This is a genomic window from Aquincola sp. J276, from assembly GCF_024700035.1.
GTDB lineage: Bacteria > Pseudomonadota > Gammaproteobacteria > Burkholderiales > Burkholderiaceae_C > Aquincola > Aquincola tertiaricarbonis.
In genome coordinates, this window is record NZ_JAJONC010000002.1 from 2385174 (window position 1) to 2405555 (window position 20382).

Sequence of the window (20382 nt, forward strand, 5' to 3'; positions counted from 1 at the left end):
GGGGTGTTCAGACGTGGTGGCAGGCCACCTGGTGGCCGCCGTCCATCGGGCGCAGCGGCGGGGCTTCCGCGCGGCAGCGGCTGCTGGCCAGCGGGCAGCGGTGGCGGAAGGCGCAGCCCTCGGCGGCAGCCGGCGCCTCGGCCACTGCAGCGGGCGCCACGGGGGCGGCCGGCCGGTGCAGGCCGGGCGTGGCGGCGATCAGCGTGCGGGTGTAGGGGTGCAGCGGCGTGCGCCACAGGCTGTCGCGCGGGGCCAGTTCCACCACGCGGCCACGGAACATCACTGCCACGCGGTCGGCCATGTGGCGCACCACCGCCAGGTCGTGCGAGATGAACAGGCCCGCCAGGCCGAAGTGCTCGCGCAGGTCGAGCAGCAGGTTGAGCACCTGGGCGCGCACCGACACGTCCAGCGCCGACACCGCCTCGTCGCACACCAGCAGCTCGGGCTCCAGCATCAGCGCGCGGGCGATGGCCACGCGCTGGCGCTGGCCGCCGGAGAACTCGTGCGGATGGCGCTGCGCCATCTCGGGCCGCAGGCCCACGCGGGCCAGCATCGCCTGCACCCGCTCGCGCCGCTCCGCACTGCTGCCGCCCCGGCCCTGCACGCGCAGCGGCTCCTCCAGCGCGCGGCCGATCGTCAGCCGCGGATTGAGCGAGGCATACGGGTCCTGGAACACCATCTGCATGCGCGCGCGCTGCGGCGCCAGCGCCCGGCGCGGGCGGTGGGTGATGTCGTCGCCGTCGAAGACGATGCGGCCTTCGTCCACGCTCACCAGCCGCATCACTGCGCGGGCCAGGGTGGACTTGCCGCAGCCGCTCTCGCCCACCAGGCCCAGCGTCTCGTGGCGGCCGACGTGCAGGTCGATGCCGTCCAGCGCGTGCACCGCAGTGCCGCCGTGGCCGGTGTAGCGCTTGCCCACGGCCTGCAGCGCCAGCAGCGGCCGGCTGGCGGCCGCATGCAGCGGCCCGGCCGCGGTGGGGTGGCTTGCCAGGGTCGCCTGCGTCATGCGGCCACCCTCGCGCGTGCGGGCAGGGCCACGGGCAGCGGCAGCGGCTCGTGGCAGGCCAGGCCGCGGCCGGCATGGCGCTGCAGCAGCGGTGCGGCCTGCGTGCAGCGCGCCGAAGCGCGGCTGCAGCGCGGCGCGAAGGCGCAGCCCGCGGGCAGCGCCAGCAGCGAAGGCACGGTGCCGCCGATCTCCGGCAGCCGCGTGCCCGGCGCCACGCCCTCCAGCGCCACCGAGGCCAGCAGCCCGGCGGTGTAAGGATGGCGCGGCGCGCCGAAGAGCTCGGCCACCGGACCTTCCTCGACGATGCGGCCGGCATACATCACCGCGGCGCGGTCGGCCACCTGCGCCACCACGCCCAGGTCGTGCGTGATCAGCAGCAGGCCCATGCCGGTGGCGCGTTGCAGCTCGGCCAGCAGCGCCAGGATCTCGGCCTGGGTGGTGACGTCCAGCGCGGTGGTGGGCTCGTCGGCCACCAGCACCGCCGGCTCGCCGGCCAGGGCCAGCGCGATCAGGGCGCGTTGCCGCTGCCCGCCCGACAGCCGGTGCGGCACCGCCTGCGCCTGCTCGGCCGGGCGCGGCAGCCTCACCTGCGCCAGCAGCGCCACCGCGCGTGCCCAGGCCGCGCGGCGGCCGAGGTCCGGCCGGTGCAGCATCACGGCTTCGGCGATCTGCTGGCCGATGGTCTGCACCGGGTTCAGCGCCGACAGGTCCTGGAACACCATGCCGATGCGGCCGCCGCGCACACGGCGCAGCGCCGCGGCATCGAGCTTGAGCACGTCGGTGCCCTCCAGCAGCACTTCACCGGCCACGATGCGCCCAGGTGGCGCCACCAGCCGCAGCAGCGAAGCGGCGGTCACGGACTTGCCGCTGCCGCTTTCGCCCACCAGCGCCAGCGTCTGGCCACGATGCAGCGTGAGGTCCACGCCATCCACGGCCTTGGCGGTGCCGGCCGGCGTGTGGAACCAGGTGCGCAGGCCGCGCACTTGCAGCAGCACGTCGGTCATGGCTGCACCCGGCGCTGGAGTTGCGGATTCATTGCGTCGCTCAAGCCTTCGCCCACCAGGTTGAAGCCCAGCACCGCCACGACGATGGCCGCGCCCGGCAGCGCGCAGATGAACCAGGCGTCCACCACCTGCTCGCGGCCGGCGCCGATGATCGTGCCCCAGCTCATCACGTTGGGGTCGCCCAGGCCCAGGAAGGCCAGCGCGGCCTCGGTCTGAATGGCGTTGGCGATGGTGAGCGTGGACACCACCACGATGGACGGCAGCGCATTGGGCAGGATCTGCGTCAGCATCAGCCGCAGGTCGCCCATGCCCAGGGTCTCGGCGGCCAGCACGAACTCACGTTCGCGCAGCCGCAGGAACTCCGCCCGCACCAGCCGCGCGGTGGCCGGCCAGCTGACGATGCCGATGGCGATCACCTCGGTGGCGATGGACGGCTTGAACAAGGCCACCAGCACCACCGCCAGCACGAACTTGGGCACGGTCTGGAACACCTCGGTCACCCGGCCCAGCAGCGCATCCACCCAGCCGCGGTAGAAGCCGCCCAGCGCGCCGATGGCCACGCCCAGCACCGCCGACAGCGCGGTGCTCACCAGCCCCACCAGCAGCGACACCCGCGCGCCCGACACCAGCCCGGTGACGATGTCGCGGCCCATCAGGTCGGTGCCCAGCGGGTAGGCGGCGTCCTCGCCCGGCCACAGCATCGGCGGGCCGGCCATGTCCCAGGGATCGGCGCTGAACCAGAAGCGGCCGAACAGCGCCACCGCGGCCAGCGCCAGCAGCATCAGGCTGCCGACCAGCAGCGCGGGCTTGCGCAGCAGCAGCGCGGCGGCGCTGCGCAGGCGTGCGGCGGCGCGGGCCGGGTGCGTCGGGGCGGCGGCTTGCGGAACCAGCGTGGTCATGTGCGCACCGCCTGCAGCTGCACCCGCGGATCGAGCAGGGCGGTCGCCCCGTCCACCACGATGTTGATGACGGTGACCAGCAGCGAGCTGAGCAGCAGGATGCCCAGCAGCAGGTTGAAGTCGCGCGCCAGGATGGCCTCGAAGGCCAGCCGGCCCAGCCCGGGCCAGGAGAACACCGACTCCACCAGCACCGCGCCGCTCAGCAGCGAGGCCACCTGGTAGCCCAGCATGGTGACGATGGGCAGCGAGGCATTGCGCAGCGCATGGCCGGCCAGCACCCGCGGCTCCGAGGCGCCCTTGGCCCGTGCGGTGCGGATGAAGTCGGCGCCCAGGGTCTCGAGCATCGAGCCGCGCATCAGCCGCGCATACACCGCCAGGAAGAAGGTGGACAGCGTCAACGCGGGCAGCACCGCATGATGGGCCACGTCCAGCGCATGCACCCACCAGGGACCAACCAAGCCCACGGTGACCATGCCGCCGGCCGGCAGCCAGCCCAGCTTGCCGGCGAACAGCACCAGCGCCATCAGGCCCAGCCAGAAGGTGGGCATGGCATAGGCGAACAGCACCAGCACCGCCACCGCATGGTCGAACCAGCCGCCGGGCTTGAGCGCGGACAAGGTGCCCAGCAGCATGCCCAGCAGCAGCGCGAACACCAGCGCCAGCACCATCAGCAGCAACGTGGCCGGCAGGCGGCTCAGGATCAGGTCGAGCACCGGCATGTTCTGCCGGTACGAGAAGCCGAGGTCCAGCGTCAGCAGCCGGCCCAGGTAGGCGCCCAGCTGCACGAGCACCGGCTGGTCGAGCCCGAACTGCGCGCGCAGCGCCGCCATCTGCTCGGGCGTGGCGGCACCCGCCTCGCCGGCCAGCACGTCCACCACGTCGCCGGGGGCGAGCTGCAGCACCAGGAAGTTGAGCAGGGCAATGCCCAGCACCACCGGCAGCACCTGCAGCAGCCGGCTCCTCAGGTAGCGCCAGGCGGTCATGCGGACTTCGGCTCCAGCCAGGCATCGGCCAGCGAGGCGAACAGGCCGTCGCCCTGCGGCTTGAGCTTGCGGTAGCGCGCGCTGGCCACGGTGACCCAGGTCTGCTCGATCAGCTCCAGCAGCGGCACCTCTTCCTGCACGATCTGCTGCCACTGCACGATCAGCGCCTTGCGCCGGGCCGGGTCAGGCTCGTCCGCGGCGGCCTCCATCACGCGGTCCAGCTCGGGGTTGCTGTAGCCCGAGCCGTTGGTCCAGGGCGCGCCCTTGATGATGTTCTTCGTCCAGTACAGCCGCTGCACGCCCAGCGTGGGGTCGGGCAGCCGGTGCAGGCTGGAGATCATCAGGTCGTAGTCCTGGTCGGTGAAGATGCGGCGCAGGTAGGTGGCGGTGTCGCCAGCGCGCAGTTCCACGTCCACGCCGATCTTGGCCAGCGACTGCTTGATGAACTCCGCCGGGCGCGAGGCCGTGGGCCCGCTGCCGCCATCGAAGTCGAGCGTGACCGCCAGCCGCTTGCCGCCGGCGCCGCGCTTCAGGCCCGCTTCGTCCAGCAGGGCTTCGGCCTTCTTCAGGTCGAGCGGGTACTTGCGCACGTCGGCGCTGTAGTAGTTGACGACCGACGAGGGCACCGGCCCGGTGGCCGGCTTGCCGTAGCCCAGGAACACGATCTTCAGCAACGCTTCACGGTCGATGGCATGGGCGAAGGCCTGCCGCACCCGCTTGTCCTGCAGGTGCGGCCGCCGCACGTTGAACTGCGTGAGGAAGATGGTCGACAGGTAGCGGCCGTCGTCGGTGTTGATGCTGTAGCGCGCCTTGTCCTTGAAGCGGTTCAGGTTGGTCAGCGGGATGATGGAGCCGAGCGCCACGTCGATCTCGCCGGCCTCCAGCGCCACGGTGCGGGCGGCCGCATCGGGGATGAACTTGAAGACGATGCCGTCCAGGTAGGGCTGCGGCGTGCCGTCGGGGCCCTTGCCCCAGTAGTTCGGGTTGCGTTCCAGCCGCACATGGCTGCCCTTGGCCCACTCCTTGAACACGAAGGGCCCGGTGCCCACCGGCGCGCTGTTCAGCGGGTTCGTCAGCACGTCCTTGCCGGCATACAGGTGCTTCGGCAGGATCTGCGCGCCGTAGGTGTTGATGTAGTTGAGGATGTAGGGCGCGGGCGAACTCAGGCGCAGCACCACGGTGTGCCTGTCGGGCGTGTCCACCTTCTCCACGTTGGCGAAGGCGGCGCGGCCGAAGGGATGCAGCTTCTTCCACACCTCCAGCAGCGTGTATTCCACGTCGGCCGAAGTGAAGTCGGCGCCGTCGTGCCACTTCACGCCCTGGCGCAGCTTGAAGGTGAGCGTGCGGCCGTCGGCCGCCTGTTCCCACGAGGTGGCCAATGCCGGCACCGGCTGCAGGTTGAGGTCGTAACTCACCAGGCCTTCCAGCACCTTGCTCGACAGCATGCCGATGTTCATCGTGGTGATGAAGGCCGAGGTGAGCATCGTGGGCTCGGGCGACACCGCGATGTTGAGCACACCGCCCTTGACCGGCGTGCCGCCGCTGGCCTGGGCCAGCGCGGACGGATGCCACCACGGCAGGCCGAAGACGGCAGCGCCGCCGAGCGCGCCGGTGCGGGTGAGAAGGGTGCGTCGATGGAAAGACATGGCAGGACCTGCGTGACTGCAAGAAAGGAGGGGGCGCCTTCAGGCGCCGGGCGCAAAGCCGTTGTCGAAGGTGTTGCGCACGTCGAGCCGCTGCTTCAGCAGCCCCGATTCGAGGAAGAAGTCGGCGGTGCGCTGCTGGTCGGCCAGCACCTGCGCATCCACCGCGATCCAGCGCTGCGCGCGGCGTTCGAACTGCAGCCGCGCGGCCTCGGGCGCGATGCCGATGATCCGGGCCAGCGCACCGGCGAACTCCGGCACGTGCTGGTACGACCAGCGCTGCGCCCGCACCACCCGCTGCGCGAAGTCGTGCAGCACGGCGCGCTTGCCGGCCAGCGCCGTCTCGGTCGCGGCCAGGAAGCTCAGGCCCGACGACAGCCCGCGGCCGCTGACCAGCACCCGGGCCTGGCCGGCCGTCTCGGCCATCGCGGTGTAGGGCTCCCAGGTGGCCCAGGCGTCGATGGCGCCCTGCGTCAAGGCCAGCTTGGCATCGGGCGGCGGCAGGAAGCGGAAGGTGTCGGCCTCGGGCTTCAAGCCGGCCGAGGCCAGCGCCTTCAGCGCGATGAAGTGTCCGATGGAGCCGCGGTTGGTGCCGATGCGCTTGCCCTTCAAATCGGCTGCCGTCTTCAGCGTCGAATCGGGCCGCACCAGCACCGCGGTGCCATACGGATCGGAGCAGTTGACCGCAAAGGCCTTGATGCGCACCCCGTTGGCCAGCGCGAAGATCAGCGGCGCGTCGCCGATGGGGCCGAAGTCCACGGCCTCCGCATTCAAGGCCTCGGCCAGCGGCGCGGCGGCCGGGAACTCGGCCCACTGGATGTCGTAGGCCAGGCCCTGCAACTCGTTGGCGGCTTCCAGCAGGGCGCGCAGGCAGCCCTTCTGGTCGCCGGCCTTGAGCACGGTACGTGGCTGAGCCTGTGCGGTCATCGACGCGGCGCCAATCGCCGAGGCGGCGGCCCACGCGGGCAGGCCGAGCGCGAGTTGCCGGCGCTTCACCGCAGCACCTCCGGCTCGGCTTCCACCAGGCCCTGGTACAGCGCATCGAAGGCGCGCGCGGCGCCGGCGGCGCGGCCCACCTGCTGGTGCGTCAGCGTGGCCATCTCGTGCGGTATCGGCTGCGGCGTGCCGGCGGCTTCGGCCAGCAGCTGCGTGTGGCAGGCGTTGTCCAGCGCGATGTACCACCAGGCCGCGGCTTCCACCGTGGGGCCGGCGGTGAGGATGCCGTGGTTCTTCAGGATCACGCCCTTGCGCTGGCCCAGCGCCTCGGCGATGCGGAAGCCTTCGTCGGTCTCGTACACCACGCCGTTGAAGTCCTCGAACAGGCCGTGGTCCTCGTAGAAGGCGCAGCCGTCCTGCGTCAGCGGATCGAGCTTGCGGCCCAGCGAGGCCCAGGCCTTGCCGTACAGCGAATGCGTGTGCGCCGCGGCCACCACGTCGGGCCGCGCCTCGTGGATGGCGGCATGGATGGCGAAGGCCGCGCGGTTCAACGGACCGCGGCCCACCGCGATCTCGCCGCGGGCATTCACCAGCAGCAGGTCGGACACCTTGATGCGCGAGAAATGCAGGCCGAAGGGGTTGACCCAGAAGTGGTCGGTCAGCTCCGGGTCGCGCGCGGTGATGTGGCCGGCCAGGCCCTGGTCGAAGCCGTAGCGGGCGAAGATGCGGAAGGCCGCGGCCAGCCGCTGCTGGCGGTGCAGGCGCTCGGCCTCCAGGCTGCGCGGCGCCTCGTCCTCGAACCAGTCCTGGCGCTGCGGATGCGGGTTCAGCCGCAGGCCGGTGGCGGTGATGGGGTCGGTGTCGTGCGGGTCGGGGCGGGACAGTACTGCGCTCATCTCATGTCCGGCCAGGGCCGGTGCTGCATCGAAGACACCGAACCATAGGCAGCCCTGCGCCGCTTGCGAACGAAGGTTTGCGGCTTAGGTTATGCCGCTTTGTTTTTCGACACGGGGCGGCGCAACATCGCACGGCACACATCCAGTGCAGCCAACACGAGGAGACGACGTCATGCAACACGCTCTGAGAACCGGCCGGTGGATCTGCATCACGACCCTGCTGGGCGCCGTGGCCCACGCGGCCTGGGCCGCACCCGGCACCTGCGACGGATCCAGCGACCCCTGCAGCTTCGACCTGGGCCGCGTCATGGTCACCCTGGCCCAGGGCGCCGCGTCGTATGCGGCAGGCGCCGAGTTCCTCAACGGGGAGGACGGCGACTACGTCTTCCAGCCCAACTTGTTCAGCACGCTGGCGCTCACGAGTGCCGGTGCCACCGAAGGCTTCTCGTTCGTGCCGGGACTGCAGCTGCGCGTTGGCGGCAGCGGCCGCAATGGCTACCACGAGCTGCGGGGCTGGTTCGAGTTCAGTGGTCTGAGCTTCCAGGCCAAGCCCGGCTGGCGGCTGGACGGCTTGCAGCTGCAGGTGATTGGCAGCCGCAATGTGGTGGGCGACGCCAGCTGGTCCTACGGCCTGCCATTTGCGCTGCAGTTCAACGGTGACAGCTTTGCGGGCAGCGGCGCCATCAACCCGGACGATGCGGCAGTGCGTGCCGAGCTCACGATCAATGCCGCCTACCTGGAAGGCGAGGACGGCACGGCGGTGAGCTATGGCTATGCCACGGCCGGCTTCGAGTCGGCCCGCTTCGTGGCCACCGTGTCGGCGGTGCCGGAGCCCGGCGCGGTGGCGCTGTGGCTGGGCGGCGCCGCCCTGCTGGGGGCCTGGGGCAGGCGGGCAAGGCCAGGTCGGGCGGGTGGCTGATCGGCTGCCGCTGCGCGCGGCGAAAGCACCTTGGCGGGTCGAGGCGTCAGCGCCCGAACACCGGCGCGTCGTCGCCCGCCTGCCAGGGTGCGTACTTGGCCATCACCGACTCGAACAGCCCGGCGCCGGTCAGCCGCTGCAGCCAGGCTTGCAGCTTCGGCAGCGGCGCGGCAGCGAACCAGGCGGCATCCACCGCGGCGAACTGCCGCACGAAGGGCAGCAAGGCCATGTCGGCCAGGCTGGCGGTGTCGCGCAGCAGATGGCTGTGGCGCAGCAGCCGCTGCTCCAGCGGCGCCAGCATCAGCGCCACGGCCTCGTCGCGGCTGGCCGCCGCGCGCTCGGGCGCGTACTTGTAGGCGTCGAGCAGGGGCTTGAAGCGTTGGTCGTTGAGGTCGATCAGCGCGTGCGCCTCGTCAGCTTCTTCGGGCTGCAACCAGCCCAGCGGATCGTGCTGCGCCAGCGCCCATCGCATGATGTCCAGGCTCTGGTCCAGCACTGTGCCGTCGGGCAGCACCAGCACCGGCACCGTGCCCTTGGGCGAAGCCGCCAGCAGCTCGGCCGGCTTGCTGCGCAGCACTACCTCCCGCAGCGCCACCGGCACGCCCGCCGCGCGGATCGCCAGCCGCGCGCGGATGGCGTAGGGGCAGCGGCGGAAGGAGTAGAGGATGGGCAAGGGCAGCAACATCGGCAGATGATGCGCGAAGTCCGTATACGACCGACTCACGCGTGAAGGCTGCAGTCCTGACAGTGACCGTCTCCTCAGGCACTGGCTGCCCCGTTGTTATCCGCCGGCCCACTCACCGCCCATGCGGCACCCCCAGCCGCGCCACCTCCACCGGCTCCGCCTCCATCCGAGCGATCAGCGCGTCGAGCCCGGCGGCCGGCGGCGCATCGGCGGCGCGGCTCTGCGCGGGGGGTGCGGCTTCGGCCCGGCAGAGCAGGTCGTCCTCCGACCAGCCGCCCCGACCCGGCCGGGACATCGCGCGCACCCAGCCCTGGCGGTCGACGATGAACTGCAGGCCGGCCGCCTGCTGGGCGTCGGGCAGCCCGGCCAGCCGGGCGTAGGCCGTGGCGGCGTCGGCTGACGCAGCGGTGCATTCGACGCCCGCGGCCCGCGCCTGGCTGCTGCCCACCACCACGGTGACGAAGCGCGGGTCTTCGATCGGCTGCGGCAGCGCCGCGCCGGCCAGCACGATGCGCAGCCGCTGGCCGCGCCAGTGGGCCAGCGGGCGCGGGCCGGGGGCATCGGCGCAATCCACGGCCGTCTGCGGCGCGGTCACCGGCCAGGGCCAGGCGGCCTGGCGCGTGGCGCCGTCGCCGGCGGCCAGCACCTTCATCGCGTCGAGCACGGCCCAGGTGTCGTCGGTGCTGAGGCTGCCCGCAAAGCCCGGCATCGTGGGGCGGCCCTGGCGATCGTGCAGGCCGTGCTGCACCCGCCACAGCAGTTCGCCTTCGGCCCGCTTCCACAGCAGGCCGGCGCTGAGCGTGGGGGGCCAGGTCGGCAGGCTGGCGGCCAGCGGGCCTTCGCCGCGACCGTCGTGGCCGTGGCAGGCGGCGCAGTGCGCCTGGTACAGCTTCAAGCCCTGCGCAATGCGCGTGGCCTCGAAGCCCGTGGGCGATCGGTGGAAGCTGGTCGGCACCGCCGGCGCCCAGAGCAGATGGGCCGGCGGCCACGGGGCCAGCGCCAGCAGGATGAGGGCGCCCGCGGCCAGCGGCAGCCGCCGGCGGCGCCAGGCCATGGCGGCCGCGGCCCACAGCAGGGCCAGGCCCGCCATCAGCACCCACAGCGCCACCTGCCGGGCCAGCCCGCCGTCGATCACCAGGTTCTCGACCGCGATGCGCCAGGCCAGCGGCCAGGCCGGCTGGCCGTGCACGGTGTCGGCCAAGCCCAGCGCATGCAACGCCTGCAGCACGCCGCGCTGCACGGCCTGCGCCGCCTGCAGCAGCAGGTTCTGCAGCGTGGTCGTGTCCACCCTGGCCGCCGGCTACCAGGTGGCGTCCAGCCCCAGCAGGCGCAGCACCTGGTGGCGCAGGGCGGCCAGTTCCGGGTGGCCGCGGTGGCGCGGGTAGGGCAGCGGGTTGGCGATGTCGGCCAGGATGCGCGCTGGCCGGTCGCTGAACACGATCACTCGCTGCGCCATGAACAGCGCTTCCTCCACGTCGTGCGTGACCAGCAGCGCCGAGAAGCCGGCACGCTGCCACAGCGCGACCAGCTCGCTCTGCATCGTCAGCCGCGTGAGCGAATCCAGCTTGCCCAGCGGCTCGTCCAGCACCAGCAGCTTCGGGTCGTTGACCAGTGCACGCGCGAGCGCCACGCGCTGCGCCATGCCGCCCGAGAGCTGGTGCGGATGCATCTGCGCATAGTCGGTCAGGCCCACCAGGGCCAGCGCTTCGTCCACCCGGTGGCGGCGCAGCTTGAGCAGGCCACGCGCCTGCAGGCCCAGGGCCACGTTGTCCCACACGGTGCGCCAGGGGTACAGCGTGGGGTCCTGGAACACGACGATGCGCGACGGGTCGGGCCGGTCGATCGGCCGGCCGTCCTGCTGCAGCGTGCCTTCGGCTGCGGGCTCCAGCCCGGCCACCAGCCGCAGCAGCGTCGACTTGCCGCAGCCGCTGGGGCCCAGCAGGGCCACGAACTCGCCAGGCTGGATCTTCAGGTCGATCTGCTGCAGCACCGGCAGCGGGCCGGCGGGCAGGTCGAAGCGGTGGCTGACGGCCTGGATGTCTATACGAGCGCCCGCGGCGGCGGCGCTCACCATTTCACTGTTCCTTTCTGCCACGACAGCACGCGGTCGCGCACCGCGAACAACAGGGTGATCAGGCCCGAGCACACCACGGCCATCACGATCAGTGCTGCATACATGTTGCTGTACGAAGCCCAGCCCTGCGCCCAGGTGAGGTACCAGCCCAGGCCCGACTTCACGCCCATCATCTCGGCCGTGACCAGGATGGAGAACGCGCCGCCAAGGCCCATGAACAGGCCGACGAACACCTGCGGCAGCGCCGCCGGGATCGCCACCCGCAGCACCAGGAACAGCGGCGAGGCGCCCATGGTGCGCGCCACGTCGTAGTAGTTGCGGTTGACGCCGGCCACGCCCGACCAGGTGAGCACCGCCACCGGGAAGCCGGTGGCCAGCGCGATCAGGAAGATGGCCGCTGCATAGCTGCTGGGAAACACGAAGAACGCCAGCGGCAGCAGCGCCGAGGCCGGCACCGGCCCCAGGAAGCGGATGACCGGATGCGCCCAGTAGCCCACCAGCCGCGACCAGCCCATCGCCACGCCGATGAGAAAGCCCACGCTGGCGCCCCAGGCCACGCCGAAGGCCAGCAGCTTGACCGAATTGAAGGCGCTGTCGCCCAGCCGCCGCCAGTCGTCGGTATAGACCTCGGCCAGCGCGGTGGGCGGCGCGAAGAAGGGCGTGGGCAGCCAGGCCAGCTTGGCCGTGAACAGCTCCCAGGCGCCGAAGATCAGCGCCAGCGCCACCAGCCAGGCACCGGCCGGCCGCAGCGTGGCCTGCAGCGCCCGGCCCGCGCGGCCGGCCAGCGGTGCCAGCAGCGCCACCGCGGCCAGCAGCGCGGCCAGGGCCAGCGCCACCAGGCCGAACTCCCGGGTGTAGACCCATTCGGTGAAACCTTCCACCTGGTTGGGCAGCAGCAGCGTGAGCGCGCCCACGCCGGCCCAGGCGGCCGCGGCCACGAGGCCCAGCGACCACACGGCGGGAAAGGCCGAAGGCTGCGCGGACGCCGGCGCCTGCAGCGGCGGCGCGGAGGTGATGGTCATCGCAGGTCCTTCAGCCGAGCACGTCGGCGTACACGTGACGCGCCAGCTTGGCCGGGTCGGTGCTTTGCTTCAGCACGCCCACCGAGCGGAAGTCGCGCGCATAGAACTCGATCTCCTTCAGGAAATCGCCGCCCAGCGGATGGTGGCGGTGCGTCAGCGTGCCCAGCAGCGCACGCAGGTCTTCCACCGGCACCTTGGGCGAGTACTTGGCGAACAGCTTGGCCGATTCGTTCGGGTTGTCGGCCACGTAGTCCGACGCCTGCACGATGGCCCGTGCCACGCCGGCCGCCACCGGCCGCTCCTTGCGCACCAGGTCGCCGCGGGCGCCGACGATGCAGCACACCTTGTCCTTGTACTCACCCGTCAGGTTGCTGGCGATCTCGGTGTACTGGCCGGGCTTGCGCTTTTCCAGCAGGTACAGGTTGGGGTCGCCGTCGGCGATGGCCTGGATCTCGCCCTTGTCCACCGCCACGCCCAGCAGGTCGGCCGGGTACTGGCGCCAGGTCACGTCCTTGTCGGGATCGATGCCGTTCTTGGCCAGCAGGATGGAGAAGAAGTTCTTGCCCGGCGCGGCCAGGTCCGGCACGCCGATGGTCTTGCCCTTCAGGCTCTGCAGCGTGGTGGCGCCGGTGGCCTTGGCGCCGATCAGCCGCACGCAGCCCCCGTGGGAGCTGCCGATCAGCTTGACGTCGAAGCCGGCTTCCAGCGGCTTGAGCCAGCGGTGGATCATGCCCACCGCAGCGTCGGCCTTGCCGGTGGCCAGCGATTCCAGCAGCTGGTCGGTGCTGCCGGTGTAGTTGATGAGATCAACCAAGACGCCGTTGCGCTCGAAGTAGCCCAGCTCCTGCGCCACCACCACGGGCGACAGGCAGAAGGCATTGGCATTCCAGGCGAAGGTGAGCTTGCGCGGCTGCGCCAGCGCGCCGGTGGTGGCGATGCCGATGGGGCCGATGACGGCGGCGGCGCCGGCGGTGCGCAGCAGGCCGCGGCGGGTGAGGTGCTTGATCACGTGCGGCTCCGGTCAGGCGGCGAGTTGCGGGCGTTCGGCCAGGCGCTGGGCCACCAGCGCGCGGGTGCGCGGGATCAGCTCGCGGCCATAGTCGATGGCGTCTTCCAGCGGGTCGAAGCCGCGGATCAGAAAGGTGGTCACGCCCAGGTCGTAGTAGTCCAGCAGTGCTTCGGCCACCTGCTCGGGCGTGCCCACCAGCGCGGTGCTGTTGGAGCGGGCGCCCGTCTCCTGGGCGATGGCCGTCCACAGCCGCTTGTCGACCCGGCTGCCCTGGGCGGCGGCGGCCAGCAGGCGGCGCGCGCCTTCGCTCTGCTGCGGACCGCCGCGGCTGTAGCCGGCTTCCTGGCGCAACTGGCGGGTGCGTTCCAGGATGCCTTCGGCACGTGCCCAGGCCGCCTCTTCGGTGGCCGCCAGGATGGGGCGGAACGAGACCGAGAAGCGCACCGTGCGGCCTCGGCGCGCGGCCTCGGCCTTCACGCGGGTGGTCAGCTCCTTCACCTGCGCCAGCGATTCGCCCCACAACGCATACACGTCCGCATGCTTGCCCGCCACCGGAATGGCCGCCTCGCTGGCGCCGCCGAAGTAGATGGGCACATGCGGCCGCTGCACCGGCTTCACTTCCGAGAAGCCGGCCTCGAAGCGGTAGTGCTTGCCTTCATGGTCGAAGGGCGCGTCGCTGGTCCACAGGCGGCGCAGCAGCGTCAGGTATTCGTCGGTGCGCTCGTAGCGCTGGTCGTGGTCCAGGTAGTCGCCGTCGCGCCGCTGTTCCGAATCGGAACCGCCGGAGATGAAGTGCACGCCCAGCCGGCCGCCGCTGAATTGGTCGAGCGAGGCGATCTGCCGCGCCGCCAGCGTGGGCACGGTGAAGCCCGGGCGGTGCGCCAGCATGAAGTGGATGCGCTCGGTGTGCGCCGCGGCATAGCTGATGGTCAGCGTGGCGCTGGGGCCGGTGGAATGGTGCGGCACCAGGATGCGGTCGAAGCCCGCGGCCTCGTGGGCCCGGGCGAAGGCCTTCACATACTCGCGGTCGATGGCCGGGCCGGTGGCCGCATGGATCTCCGAGACCTTCTGGCTCTGGATCATCCCGATGAATTCAATGCTCATGGCGTGTTCCCTCACTGCTGGGCCTGGGTGGCCTGGTGGCCTTGGCGGCCGGTGCGGCACGCTAAGGCTGCAGGGCACGATGTCCAACGAAGCAAACCGAAGTTGTCTATGCGTTTTGCTTGTTTCCACAACGCGGCCGCGGCGCCTACGCTGCACGCTCTTGTAGAAGGAAGCCCCCCATGAGCAGTGACCTGGTGGCCGCCCCCGCCCATCTGCAGCCGCCGGCCGCGGCGCACCCCGATGAGCTGGGCGCGGTGCTGGCGCGGCTGACGCGCCGCTTCGCGGCCACCGCGGCCGAGCACGACCGCGACGCGCGCTTCCCGCATGCCAACTTCGACGACCTGCATGCACAAGGGCTGGTCGCCTCGGTGGTGCCGGTGGCCCTGGGCGGCGGCGGCGCCTCGCTGGCCACGGCACGGCGCATCGTGGGCGCAGTGGCCCGCGGCGAGCCGGCCACTGCGCTGGTGCTCACGATGACCTTCCTGATCCACCGCAGCATCACCCGCGCCGACAGCCGCTGGCCGGCGCACTGGCGCGACGCGGTGCTGCGCAGCGCGGTGGCCGAGGGCGCGCTGGCCAATTCGCTGCGGGTGGAGCCGCAGCTCGGCTCGCCGGCCCGCGGCGGCCTGCCGGCCACGGTGGCGCGCCGCACGGCCGACGGCTGGCGCCTGAGCGGCCACAAGCTCTACACCACCGGCATCCCGGCGCTGCGCTGGCTGGCGGTGTGGGGCCGCACCGACGATCCCGACCCGCGCGTGGGCGTGTTCCTGGTGCCGCGCGATGCGCCGGGCATCCGCGTCATTGAGAGCTGGGACCACCTGGGCCTGCGCGCCTCTGGCAGCCACGAGGTGGTGTTCACCGACGTGCCGCTGGCGGCGGACCAGGCCGTGGACATCCGCCCCGCGGCCGACTGGGCGGCCGGCCCCGATCACGACCAGTACGCCTGGATGATCGTGCTGCTGGGTGCGCTGTACGACGGCGTGGCCCGGGCCGCGCGCGGCTGGCTGCTCGACTTCCTGTCGCAGCGCGCGCCGGGCAGCCTGGGCGCGCCGCTGTCCACGCTGCCGCGGGTGCGCGAGAAGGTGGGCGAGATCGAGGCGCTGCTGTGGACCAACGACGCCCTGCTGGACGGCCTGGTGCGCGCCACCGACGGCGGCGCGGTGCCGCGCGTGGCCGACAGCAGCCTCGTGAAGTGGAACCTCAGCCGCAACGCCATCCGCGTGGTCGACATCGCGCTGGAATTGAGCGGCAACCACGGCCTGGCGCGGCGCAATCCGCTGGAGCGCCACCACCGCGACGTGCTGTGCAGCCGCATCCACACGCCACAGGACGACAGCATCCTGCAGCAGGCCGGCTTGCTGGCTTTCGAAGGCTCGGCGGCATGAAGGCCGCCGGTTTGAGGCACCATGCCGGTTCCTCCGGCTTGTTGGGAAGGACCCTGCCATGACGATTGAAGCACCGGCCTTCCGGTCGTTCATCGCGTCGCTCGAAGCGCTGGTCGCGCAGGCGCCGCCCGAGCCGCGGCTGCTGGACGAAGGCGGCCGCCTGCTGGGCGCGCTGGTGGCCGACGACCGCTGGCTGCCCGCGGCATATGCCACGCCGGGCGACCGCTACCGCCAGTACCCGCTGCACCGCGACGCGGCCGGCCGCTTCTCGGTGGTGAGCTTCGTGTGGGGGCCGGGCCAGGCCACGCCGATCCACGACCACACGGTATGGGGCCTGATCGGCATGCTGCGCGGGGCCGAGTTCTCGCAGGGCTATCGCTTCGCCGGGCCCGCGAAGCTGGTGGAGGCCGGCCCGCCGGTGCGGCTGGCGCCGGGCCAGGTGGAGGCGGTGTCGCCACGCGTGGGCGACATCCACCGCGTGCACAACGCCTTCGACGACCAGGTGTCGATCAGCATCCATGTGTACGGCGCCGACATCGGCACCATCGAGCGCGCCACCTACGGGCTGGACGGCAGCCGCCAGCGATTCGTATCCGGCTACACGCCGGTGCCCTGAACTTGTATAGGCAAGCTGAATGACCTTGAACGCCACCCCCGCCGACGTGCGCGCCGCCCTGCTCGCCCGCCGCGAGATCGCGCTGCTCGACGTGCGCGAGGAAGACCCCTATGCCCAGGCGCACCCGCTGTGGGCGGCCAACCTGCCGCTGTCGAAGCTGGAGCTGGAGGCCTACGGCCGCATCCCGCGCCGCGACACCGCCATCGTGGTGTACGACGACGGCGAAGGCTTCGCGCAACGGGCCGCCGACCGGTTGCAGTCGCTGGGCTACACCGACGTGCGCTTGCTCGCCGGTGGACTGGCCGGCTGGCGCGAGGCCGGCGGCGAGCTGTTCCGCGACGTGAACGTGCCCAGCAAGAGCTTCGGCGAGCTGGTGGAGGCCGAGCGGCACACGCCTTCGCTCGCTGCGGAAGAAGTCAAGGCGCTGCTCGATGCCAAGGCCGACGTGGTGGTGCTGGACGCGCGCCGCTTCGACGAATACCAGACCATGAGCATCCCGACGGCCACCAGCGTGCCGGGTGCCGAGCTGGTGCTGCGCGCCCGTGCGCTGGCGCCCGACCCGGCCACGCGGGTGATCGTCAACTGCGCCGGCCGCACGCGCAGCATCATCGGCACGCAGTCGCTGGTGAATGCCGGCCTGCCCAACCCGGTGGCGGCGCTGCGCAACGGCACCATCGGCTGGAAGCTGGCGGGCTTGCAGCTCGACCATGGCCAGCAGCGTCGCCCGCCCGCCGAGGTGCCGGCCGAGGTGCAGGCCGAAGCCCGGCGTGCCGCGGCCGGACTGGCGCAGCGCGCCGGGGTGCTGCGCATTGGCCAGCCGCAGCTTGATGCCTGGCAGGCCGAGTCCACACGCACCACCTATGCCTTCGACGTGCGCACGCCGGAGGAATACGCCGCGGGCCACCGCCCCGGCTTCCGCAGCGCGCCGGGTGGCCAGCTGGTGCAGGAGACCGACCACCATGCGCCGGTGCGCGGCGCCCGCATCGTGCTGGTGGACGACGGCGGCGACCTGGCCGAGGCAGGGCGCGGCGTGCGTGCCGCGATGACGGCTTCCTGGCTGGCGCAGATGGGTTGGGAGGTGGCGCTGCTGGAGGGCGAGGCCGTGCCGCTGGAAGCGCGCGTCACCGGCCCCGACGTGCCGCCGCTGCCGCCCCTGCCCGCGCCGCGCACGGTGGCGCCCGCCACGCTGGCCGATTGGCTGGCCAGCGGCGACGGCACCGTGGTGCTCGACGTGACGACCAGCGCCAACCATGTGAAGCGCCACATCCCCGGCGCCTGGTGGACGACGCGGGCGGTGCTGGCCGAGGCGCTGCAGCGCATGCCGCCGGCGCGGCGCTACGTGCTCACCTGTGGATCGAGCCTGCTGGCCCGATTCGCGGCCGAGGACCTGCAGGCTCTCACCGATGCCGAGGTGTGGGTGCTGGAAGGCGGCAATGCGGCCTGGGTGGCTGCGGGGTTGCCGACGGAGCCGGGCGAGCAGCGCCTGGCCGCGCCGCGCATCGACCGCTATCGGCGGCCGTACGAAGGCACCGATGCGCCGGCATCAGCGATGCAGGCTTACCTCGATTGGGAGTTCGGCCTGGTCGAGCAACTGGGGCGGGATGGGACGCATCACTTTCGGGTGCTGGAAGCTTGAGCTTCTTGGTGTTTGACAGGCCGTAAGCGCTGTTTTTGTTCGGCCGCTCCCCGCGCGGCTCTGCTCTGCTGTGCGGAAAGCTGCTGCAACCGCCTCGCTGGCAAGCACGCTGCGCCCGGGCGCGGCCGACGGCGCCAGCGCAGTGCCGTCGTCGCAGACCGTGGCGCCGTTGCAAGGCACCTCCAAGCGCAGCATCACCGCTCCGACATTGGCGCAGGGCTGTGCGGGCCGGCTGGGAGGCGCATGTGGAGCGCCGAGCAGCACAGGGCAGTCGGTGCGCAGCACCGACCGCGGAAGCTAAGCCCCCGGGCCGGCCCGCACGGCCCTGCGCAAACCGCCCGACTCAGGTACAGCACCCCGCGAAGCACCCAACCCCCGATCAAGCCTGCAGCCACGACAGCCACCAGTGCAATCACAGCCGCCACATACCCCACGCTGCCCGCGCCCCACTGCGGGATGGCCAAGCCGCCCAACACGGCGCCGAGGCCGATGCCGGCATTGGCGGCCGAGACGTTGAGCGTGCCGGCCAGCGCCTTGGCGTGGCTGGCGGCCTTCATCACGCGGATCTGGCAGATGGGGTACAGCGCCGTGTTGGCCACGCCCCAGACGGCCAGTGCCACGCACAGCCAGAAGCGCTGGCCCACGGCGGCCATGCTGCCGGCCATGCCCAGGGCCAGCAGCACGCTGAACAAGGCGGTGACGGCCAGCGGCCGCGCGTCCACCCAGCGGCCGCCCAGCCAGTTGCCTATCAGGCCCACGGCGCCGAAGCCCATCAGCCACCAGCCGACCTGCGCCTTGGGCACGCCGGCCGCGCTCTCCAGGGTGTCGGCCAGGTAGGTGTAGGCGGTGAACATCGCGGTGAACACCAGCACCGACAGCGCCACGTTGGCCACGAAGCGGGCGTCGCGCAGGATGCGCATCTGCTCGCCCAGCCTCACCCGCTGCGGCGAGCGCAGACGCGGCATGCCCAGCTGCATCACGAGCGCGACCACGGCCGACAGCGCCGCCAGCAGCCAGAAGGCACCCCGCCAGCCGATGGCCTCGGCCGCCAGCGTGCCCAGGGGAATGCCGAACAGCATCGCCGCCGAGATGCCGAGGTAGACCGACGAAACCGCCCGGCCGGCACGCTGCGGCCCGGCGAGCTGGCCGGCGGTTTCGCTGGCGGTGCCCCAGAACACCGGCAGCGCCAGCGCCGGGATGAAGCGCGCCAACGCCAGCACGCCCACGTTGGGCGCCAGCGCGGCCAGCGCATTGGAGGCGGCGAACACCAGCAGGATGGCGACGAACAGCCGCTTGCGCTCGAAGTGCGCCACCGCGGCGGTGAGCAGTGGGCCAAACAGCATCACCGTGAAGGCGAACAGCGTGACCAGCAGCCCGGCCGCGGAGATCGAGATCGACAGGTCGCGCGCCAGGGCGGGCAGCAGGCCGACGATCAGGAATTCGGTGGTCACCAGCACGAAGGCGGCGGTTGCCAGGATGGCGATGGAAGCGCCGCTGGCGCGCGGGGTGGGCGGGGTCGAGGCGGTCATGGTGGCGTGGTGGGCTGGCAGCCGGCAAGCCTACTGGCGCAGCGCGTTCTGATCTGAGGAGACTTTTCCAGTTACTCTGGAGCGAAATTCTTCAATCAGCGCCCTGCCCATGCTGCCTACCGAACGTCTGAAAGGCATCGAAGCCTTCGTCTGCACCGCCGAGGCGGGCAGCTTCACCGCCGCGGCCGAGCGGCTGAACCTCACCAACTCCGCGGTCGGCAAGGCGGTGGCGCGGCTGGAGGCGCGGCTGCACACGCGGCTGTTCGAGCGCACCACCCGCCGGCTGTGGCTCACCGATGCGGGCGCGGCCTTTCACCGCACCTGCGTGCGGGTGCTGGAGGAACTGCGCATGGCCGAGCAGGTGCTGGCCGCCGAGAAGCTGGAGCCCTCGGGCCGCTTGCGGGTGGACCTGCCCGCCACCTTCGGCCGCATGCGCGTGGTGCCACTGCTGGTCGAGTTCGCCGCGCAGCATCCGGGCGTGCAGCCGCACCTGTCCTTCACCGACCGCTTCGTCGACCTGGTGGAGGAGGGCATCGACCTCGGCGTGCGCATCGGCGGCCCCGATGCGTGGCCGGCCGCCCTCGGCCACCGCTACCTGGGGACCGAGCGGCTGGTGTTCTGCGCCTCGCCCGAGTACCTGGCGCGGCGCGGCGCGCCGGCCGGCGTGGACGACCTGGCCGCCCACGACGCGGTGACCTACGGCCGGGCCGACGGCAGCGCCAACCCCTGGCTGATCCAGCGCGGCACGGCCCCGGTGGAGCGCCGCGAGGTGCCGGGCCGCTTCATCGTCGGCGATGCCGGCGTGCAGGTGGAGGCGGTGCTGGCCGGCGTCGGCATCGCCCAGCTCGCCACCTGGCTGGTGGCGCCGCACCTGGCCAGCGGCCGGCTGGTGGCGCTGCTGCCCGAAGCCGCCACGGACGGCCTGCCGCTGCACCTGGTGTGGCCGCGCAGCCGCCAGCTGCTGCCCAAGGTGGACGCGCTGATCGCCCACCTGGCGCAGCGGCTGAAGGTGCAGGCGTAGCACGCGCCGCGGCCC

The 20382-nt window shown here is 72.0% G+C and carries 19 protein-coding genes; 5 read left to right on the forward strand and 14 right to left on the reverse strand.

Going from position 1 to position 20382, the window contains the following annotated elements:
• Positions 1–7 precede the first annotated feature (7 nt).
• The 7 genes from LRS14_RS28965 to LRS14_RS28995 all read right to left on the reverse strand — a co-directional run bounded on the left by LRS14_RS28965 (position 8) and on the right by LRS14_RS28995 (position 7367).
• Positions 8–1006, reverse strand: coding sequence for an ABC transporter ATP-binding protein (locus LRS14_RS28965; protein ID WP_257802052.1), 999 nt, complete (start codon positions 1004–1006; stop codon positions 8–10).
• Positions 1003–2010, reverse strand: a complete 1008-nt coding sequence (locus LRS14_RS28970; RefSeq protein ID WP_257802053.1) for an ABC transporter ATP-binding protein — start codon at positions 2008–2010, stop codon at positions 1003–1005. The genes LRS14_RS28965 and LRS14_RS28970 overlap by 4 nt, the downstream gene beginning before the upstream one ends.
• Positions 2007–2909, reverse strand: coding sequence for an ABC transporter permease (locus tag LRS14_RS28975; protein WP_257802054.1), 903 nt, complete (start codon positions 2907–2909; stop codon positions 2007–2009). The genes LRS14_RS28970 and LRS14_RS28975 overlap by 4 nt, the downstream gene beginning before the upstream one ends.
• Positions 2906–3892 carry an ABC transporter permease gene (locus LRS14_RS28980; protein WP_257802055.1) on the reverse strand — a complete coding sequence of 329 codons (987 nt, stop codon included), beginning with the start codon at positions 3890–3892 and terminating at the stop codon, positions 2906–2908. The genes LRS14_RS28975 and LRS14_RS28980 overlap by 4 nt, the downstream gene beginning before the upstream one ends.
• On the reverse strand, positions 3889–5538 hold the full coding sequence (locus LRS14_RS28985) for an ABC transporter substrate-binding protein (RefSeq protein WP_257802056.1): 1650 nt from the start codon (positions 5536–5538) through the stop codon (positions 3889–3891). Before LRS14_RS28985 ends, LRS14_RS28980 begins: the two co-directional genes overlap by 4 nt.
• 39 nt (positions 5539–5577) lie before the next feature.
• On the reverse strand, positions 5578–6462 hold the full coding sequence (locus LRS14_RS28990) for an ABC transporter substrate-binding protein (RefSeq protein WP_257802247.1): 885 nt from the start codon (positions 6460–6462) through the stop codon (positions 5578–5580).
• 65 nt (positions 6463–6527) lie between these two features.
• Positions 6528–7367, reverse strand: coding sequence for a class II aldolase/adducin family protein (locus tag LRS14_RS28995; RefSeq protein ID WP_257802057.1), 840 nt, complete (start codon positions 7365–7367; stop codon positions 6528–6530).
• A gap of 172 nt (positions 7368–7539) precedes the next feature.
• Between LRS14_RS28995 and LRS14_RS29000 the strand changes: the two genes are divergently transcribed.
• Positions 7540–8286: a hypothetical protein gene (locus LRS14_RS29000; RefSeq protein ID WP_257802058.1), complete on the forward strand. Its 747-nt coding sequence runs from the start codon at positions 7540–7542 to the stop codon at positions 8284–8286.
• Positions 8287–8332: 46 nt separating this feature from the next.
• On the opposite strand, the gene LRS14_RS29005 is transcribed toward LRS14_RS29000, so the two are convergent.
• From LRS14_RS29005 to LRS14_RS29030, 6 genes are all read right to left on the reverse strand, one after another.
• Positions 8333–8971: a glutathione S-transferase N-terminal domain-containing protein gene (locus tag LRS14_RS29005; RefSeq protein ID WP_257802059.1), complete on the reverse strand. Its 639-nt coding sequence runs from the start codon at positions 8969–8971 to the stop codon at positions 8333–8335.
• A gap of 112 nt (positions 8972–9083) precedes the next feature.
• Positions 9084–10259 (reverse strand): c-type cytochrome, encoded by a 1176-nt coding sequence (locus LRS14_RS29010; RefSeq protein WP_257802060.1) that lies wholly within the window; start codon positions 10257–10259, stop codon positions 9084–9086.
• 12 nt (positions 10260–10271) lie between these two features.
• Complete coding sequence (locus LRS14_RS29015; protein ID WP_257802061.1) at positions 10272–11045, reverse strand: ABC transporter ATP-binding protein; 774 nt, start codon at positions 11043–11045, stop codon at positions 10272–10274.
• The gene (locus LRS14_RS29020; RefSeq protein ID WP_257802062.1) at positions 11039–12067 is read right to left on the reverse strand and encodes an ABC transporter permease; all 1029 of its coding nucleotides are present in this window, start codon (positions 12065–12067) and stop codon (positions 11039–11041) included. The genes LRS14_RS29015 and LRS14_RS29020 overlap by 7 nt, the downstream gene beginning before the upstream one ends.
• Positions 12068–12077: 10 nt before the next feature.
• A complete protein-coding gene (locus LRS14_RS29025) occupies positions 12078–13076 on the reverse strand; it encodes an ABC transporter substrate-binding protein (RefSeq protein ID WP_046113939.1) in 999 nt (332 codons plus the stop codon).
• A gap of 12 nt (positions 13077–13088) precedes the next feature.
• Complete coding sequence (locus tag LRS14_RS29030) at positions 13089–14180, reverse strand: LLM class flavin-dependent oxidoreductase (RefSeq protein WP_257802063.1); 1092 nt, start codon at positions 14178–14180, stop codon at positions 13089–13091.
• Positions 14181–14359: 179 nt separating this feature from the next.
• Between LRS14_RS29030 and LRS14_RS29035 the strand changes: the two genes are divergently transcribed.
• From LRS14_RS29035 to LRS14_RS29045, 3 genes are read left to right on the forward strand one after another with little or no spacing between them, the layout of a single operon-like run.
• Positions 14360–15565: an acyl-CoA dehydrogenase family protein gene (locus tag LRS14_RS29035; RefSeq protein ID WP_257802064.1), complete on the forward strand. Its 1206-nt coding sequence runs from the start codon at positions 14360–14362 to the stop codon at positions 15563–15565.
• Positions 15566–15623: 58 nt separating this feature from the next.
• Positions 15624–16181, forward strand: a complete 558-nt coding sequence (locus LRS14_RS29040; RefSeq protein ID WP_257802065.1) for a cysteine dioxygenase — start codon at positions 15624–15626, stop codon at positions 16179–16181.
• A gap of 19 nt (positions 16182–16200) precedes the next feature.
• On the forward strand, positions 16201–17817 hold the full coding sequence (locus LRS14_RS29045; protein WP_257802066.1) for a rhodanese-related sulfurtransferase: 1617 nt from the start codon (positions 16201–16203) through the stop codon (positions 17815–17817).
• A 194-nt stretch (positions 17818–18011) separates the two neighbouring features.
• Here the strand turns inward: LRS14_RS29045 and LRS14_RS29050 are convergent, their stop codons facing one another.
• Positions 18012–19346 carry an MFS transporter gene (locus LRS14_RS29050; protein WP_257802067.1) on the reverse strand — a complete coding sequence of 445 codons (1335 nt, stop codon included), beginning with the start codon at positions 19344–19346 and terminating at the stop codon, positions 18012–18014.
• Positions 19347–19455: 109 nt separating this feature from the next.
• Between LRS14_RS29050 and LRS14_RS29055 the strand changes: the two genes are divergently transcribed.
• Positions 19456–20367: a LysR family transcriptional regulator gene (locus LRS14_RS29055; protein WP_257802068.1), complete on the forward strand. Its 912-nt coding sequence runs from the start codon at positions 19456–19458 to the stop codon at positions 20365–20367.
• Positions 20368–20382: the final 15 nt, after the last annotated feature.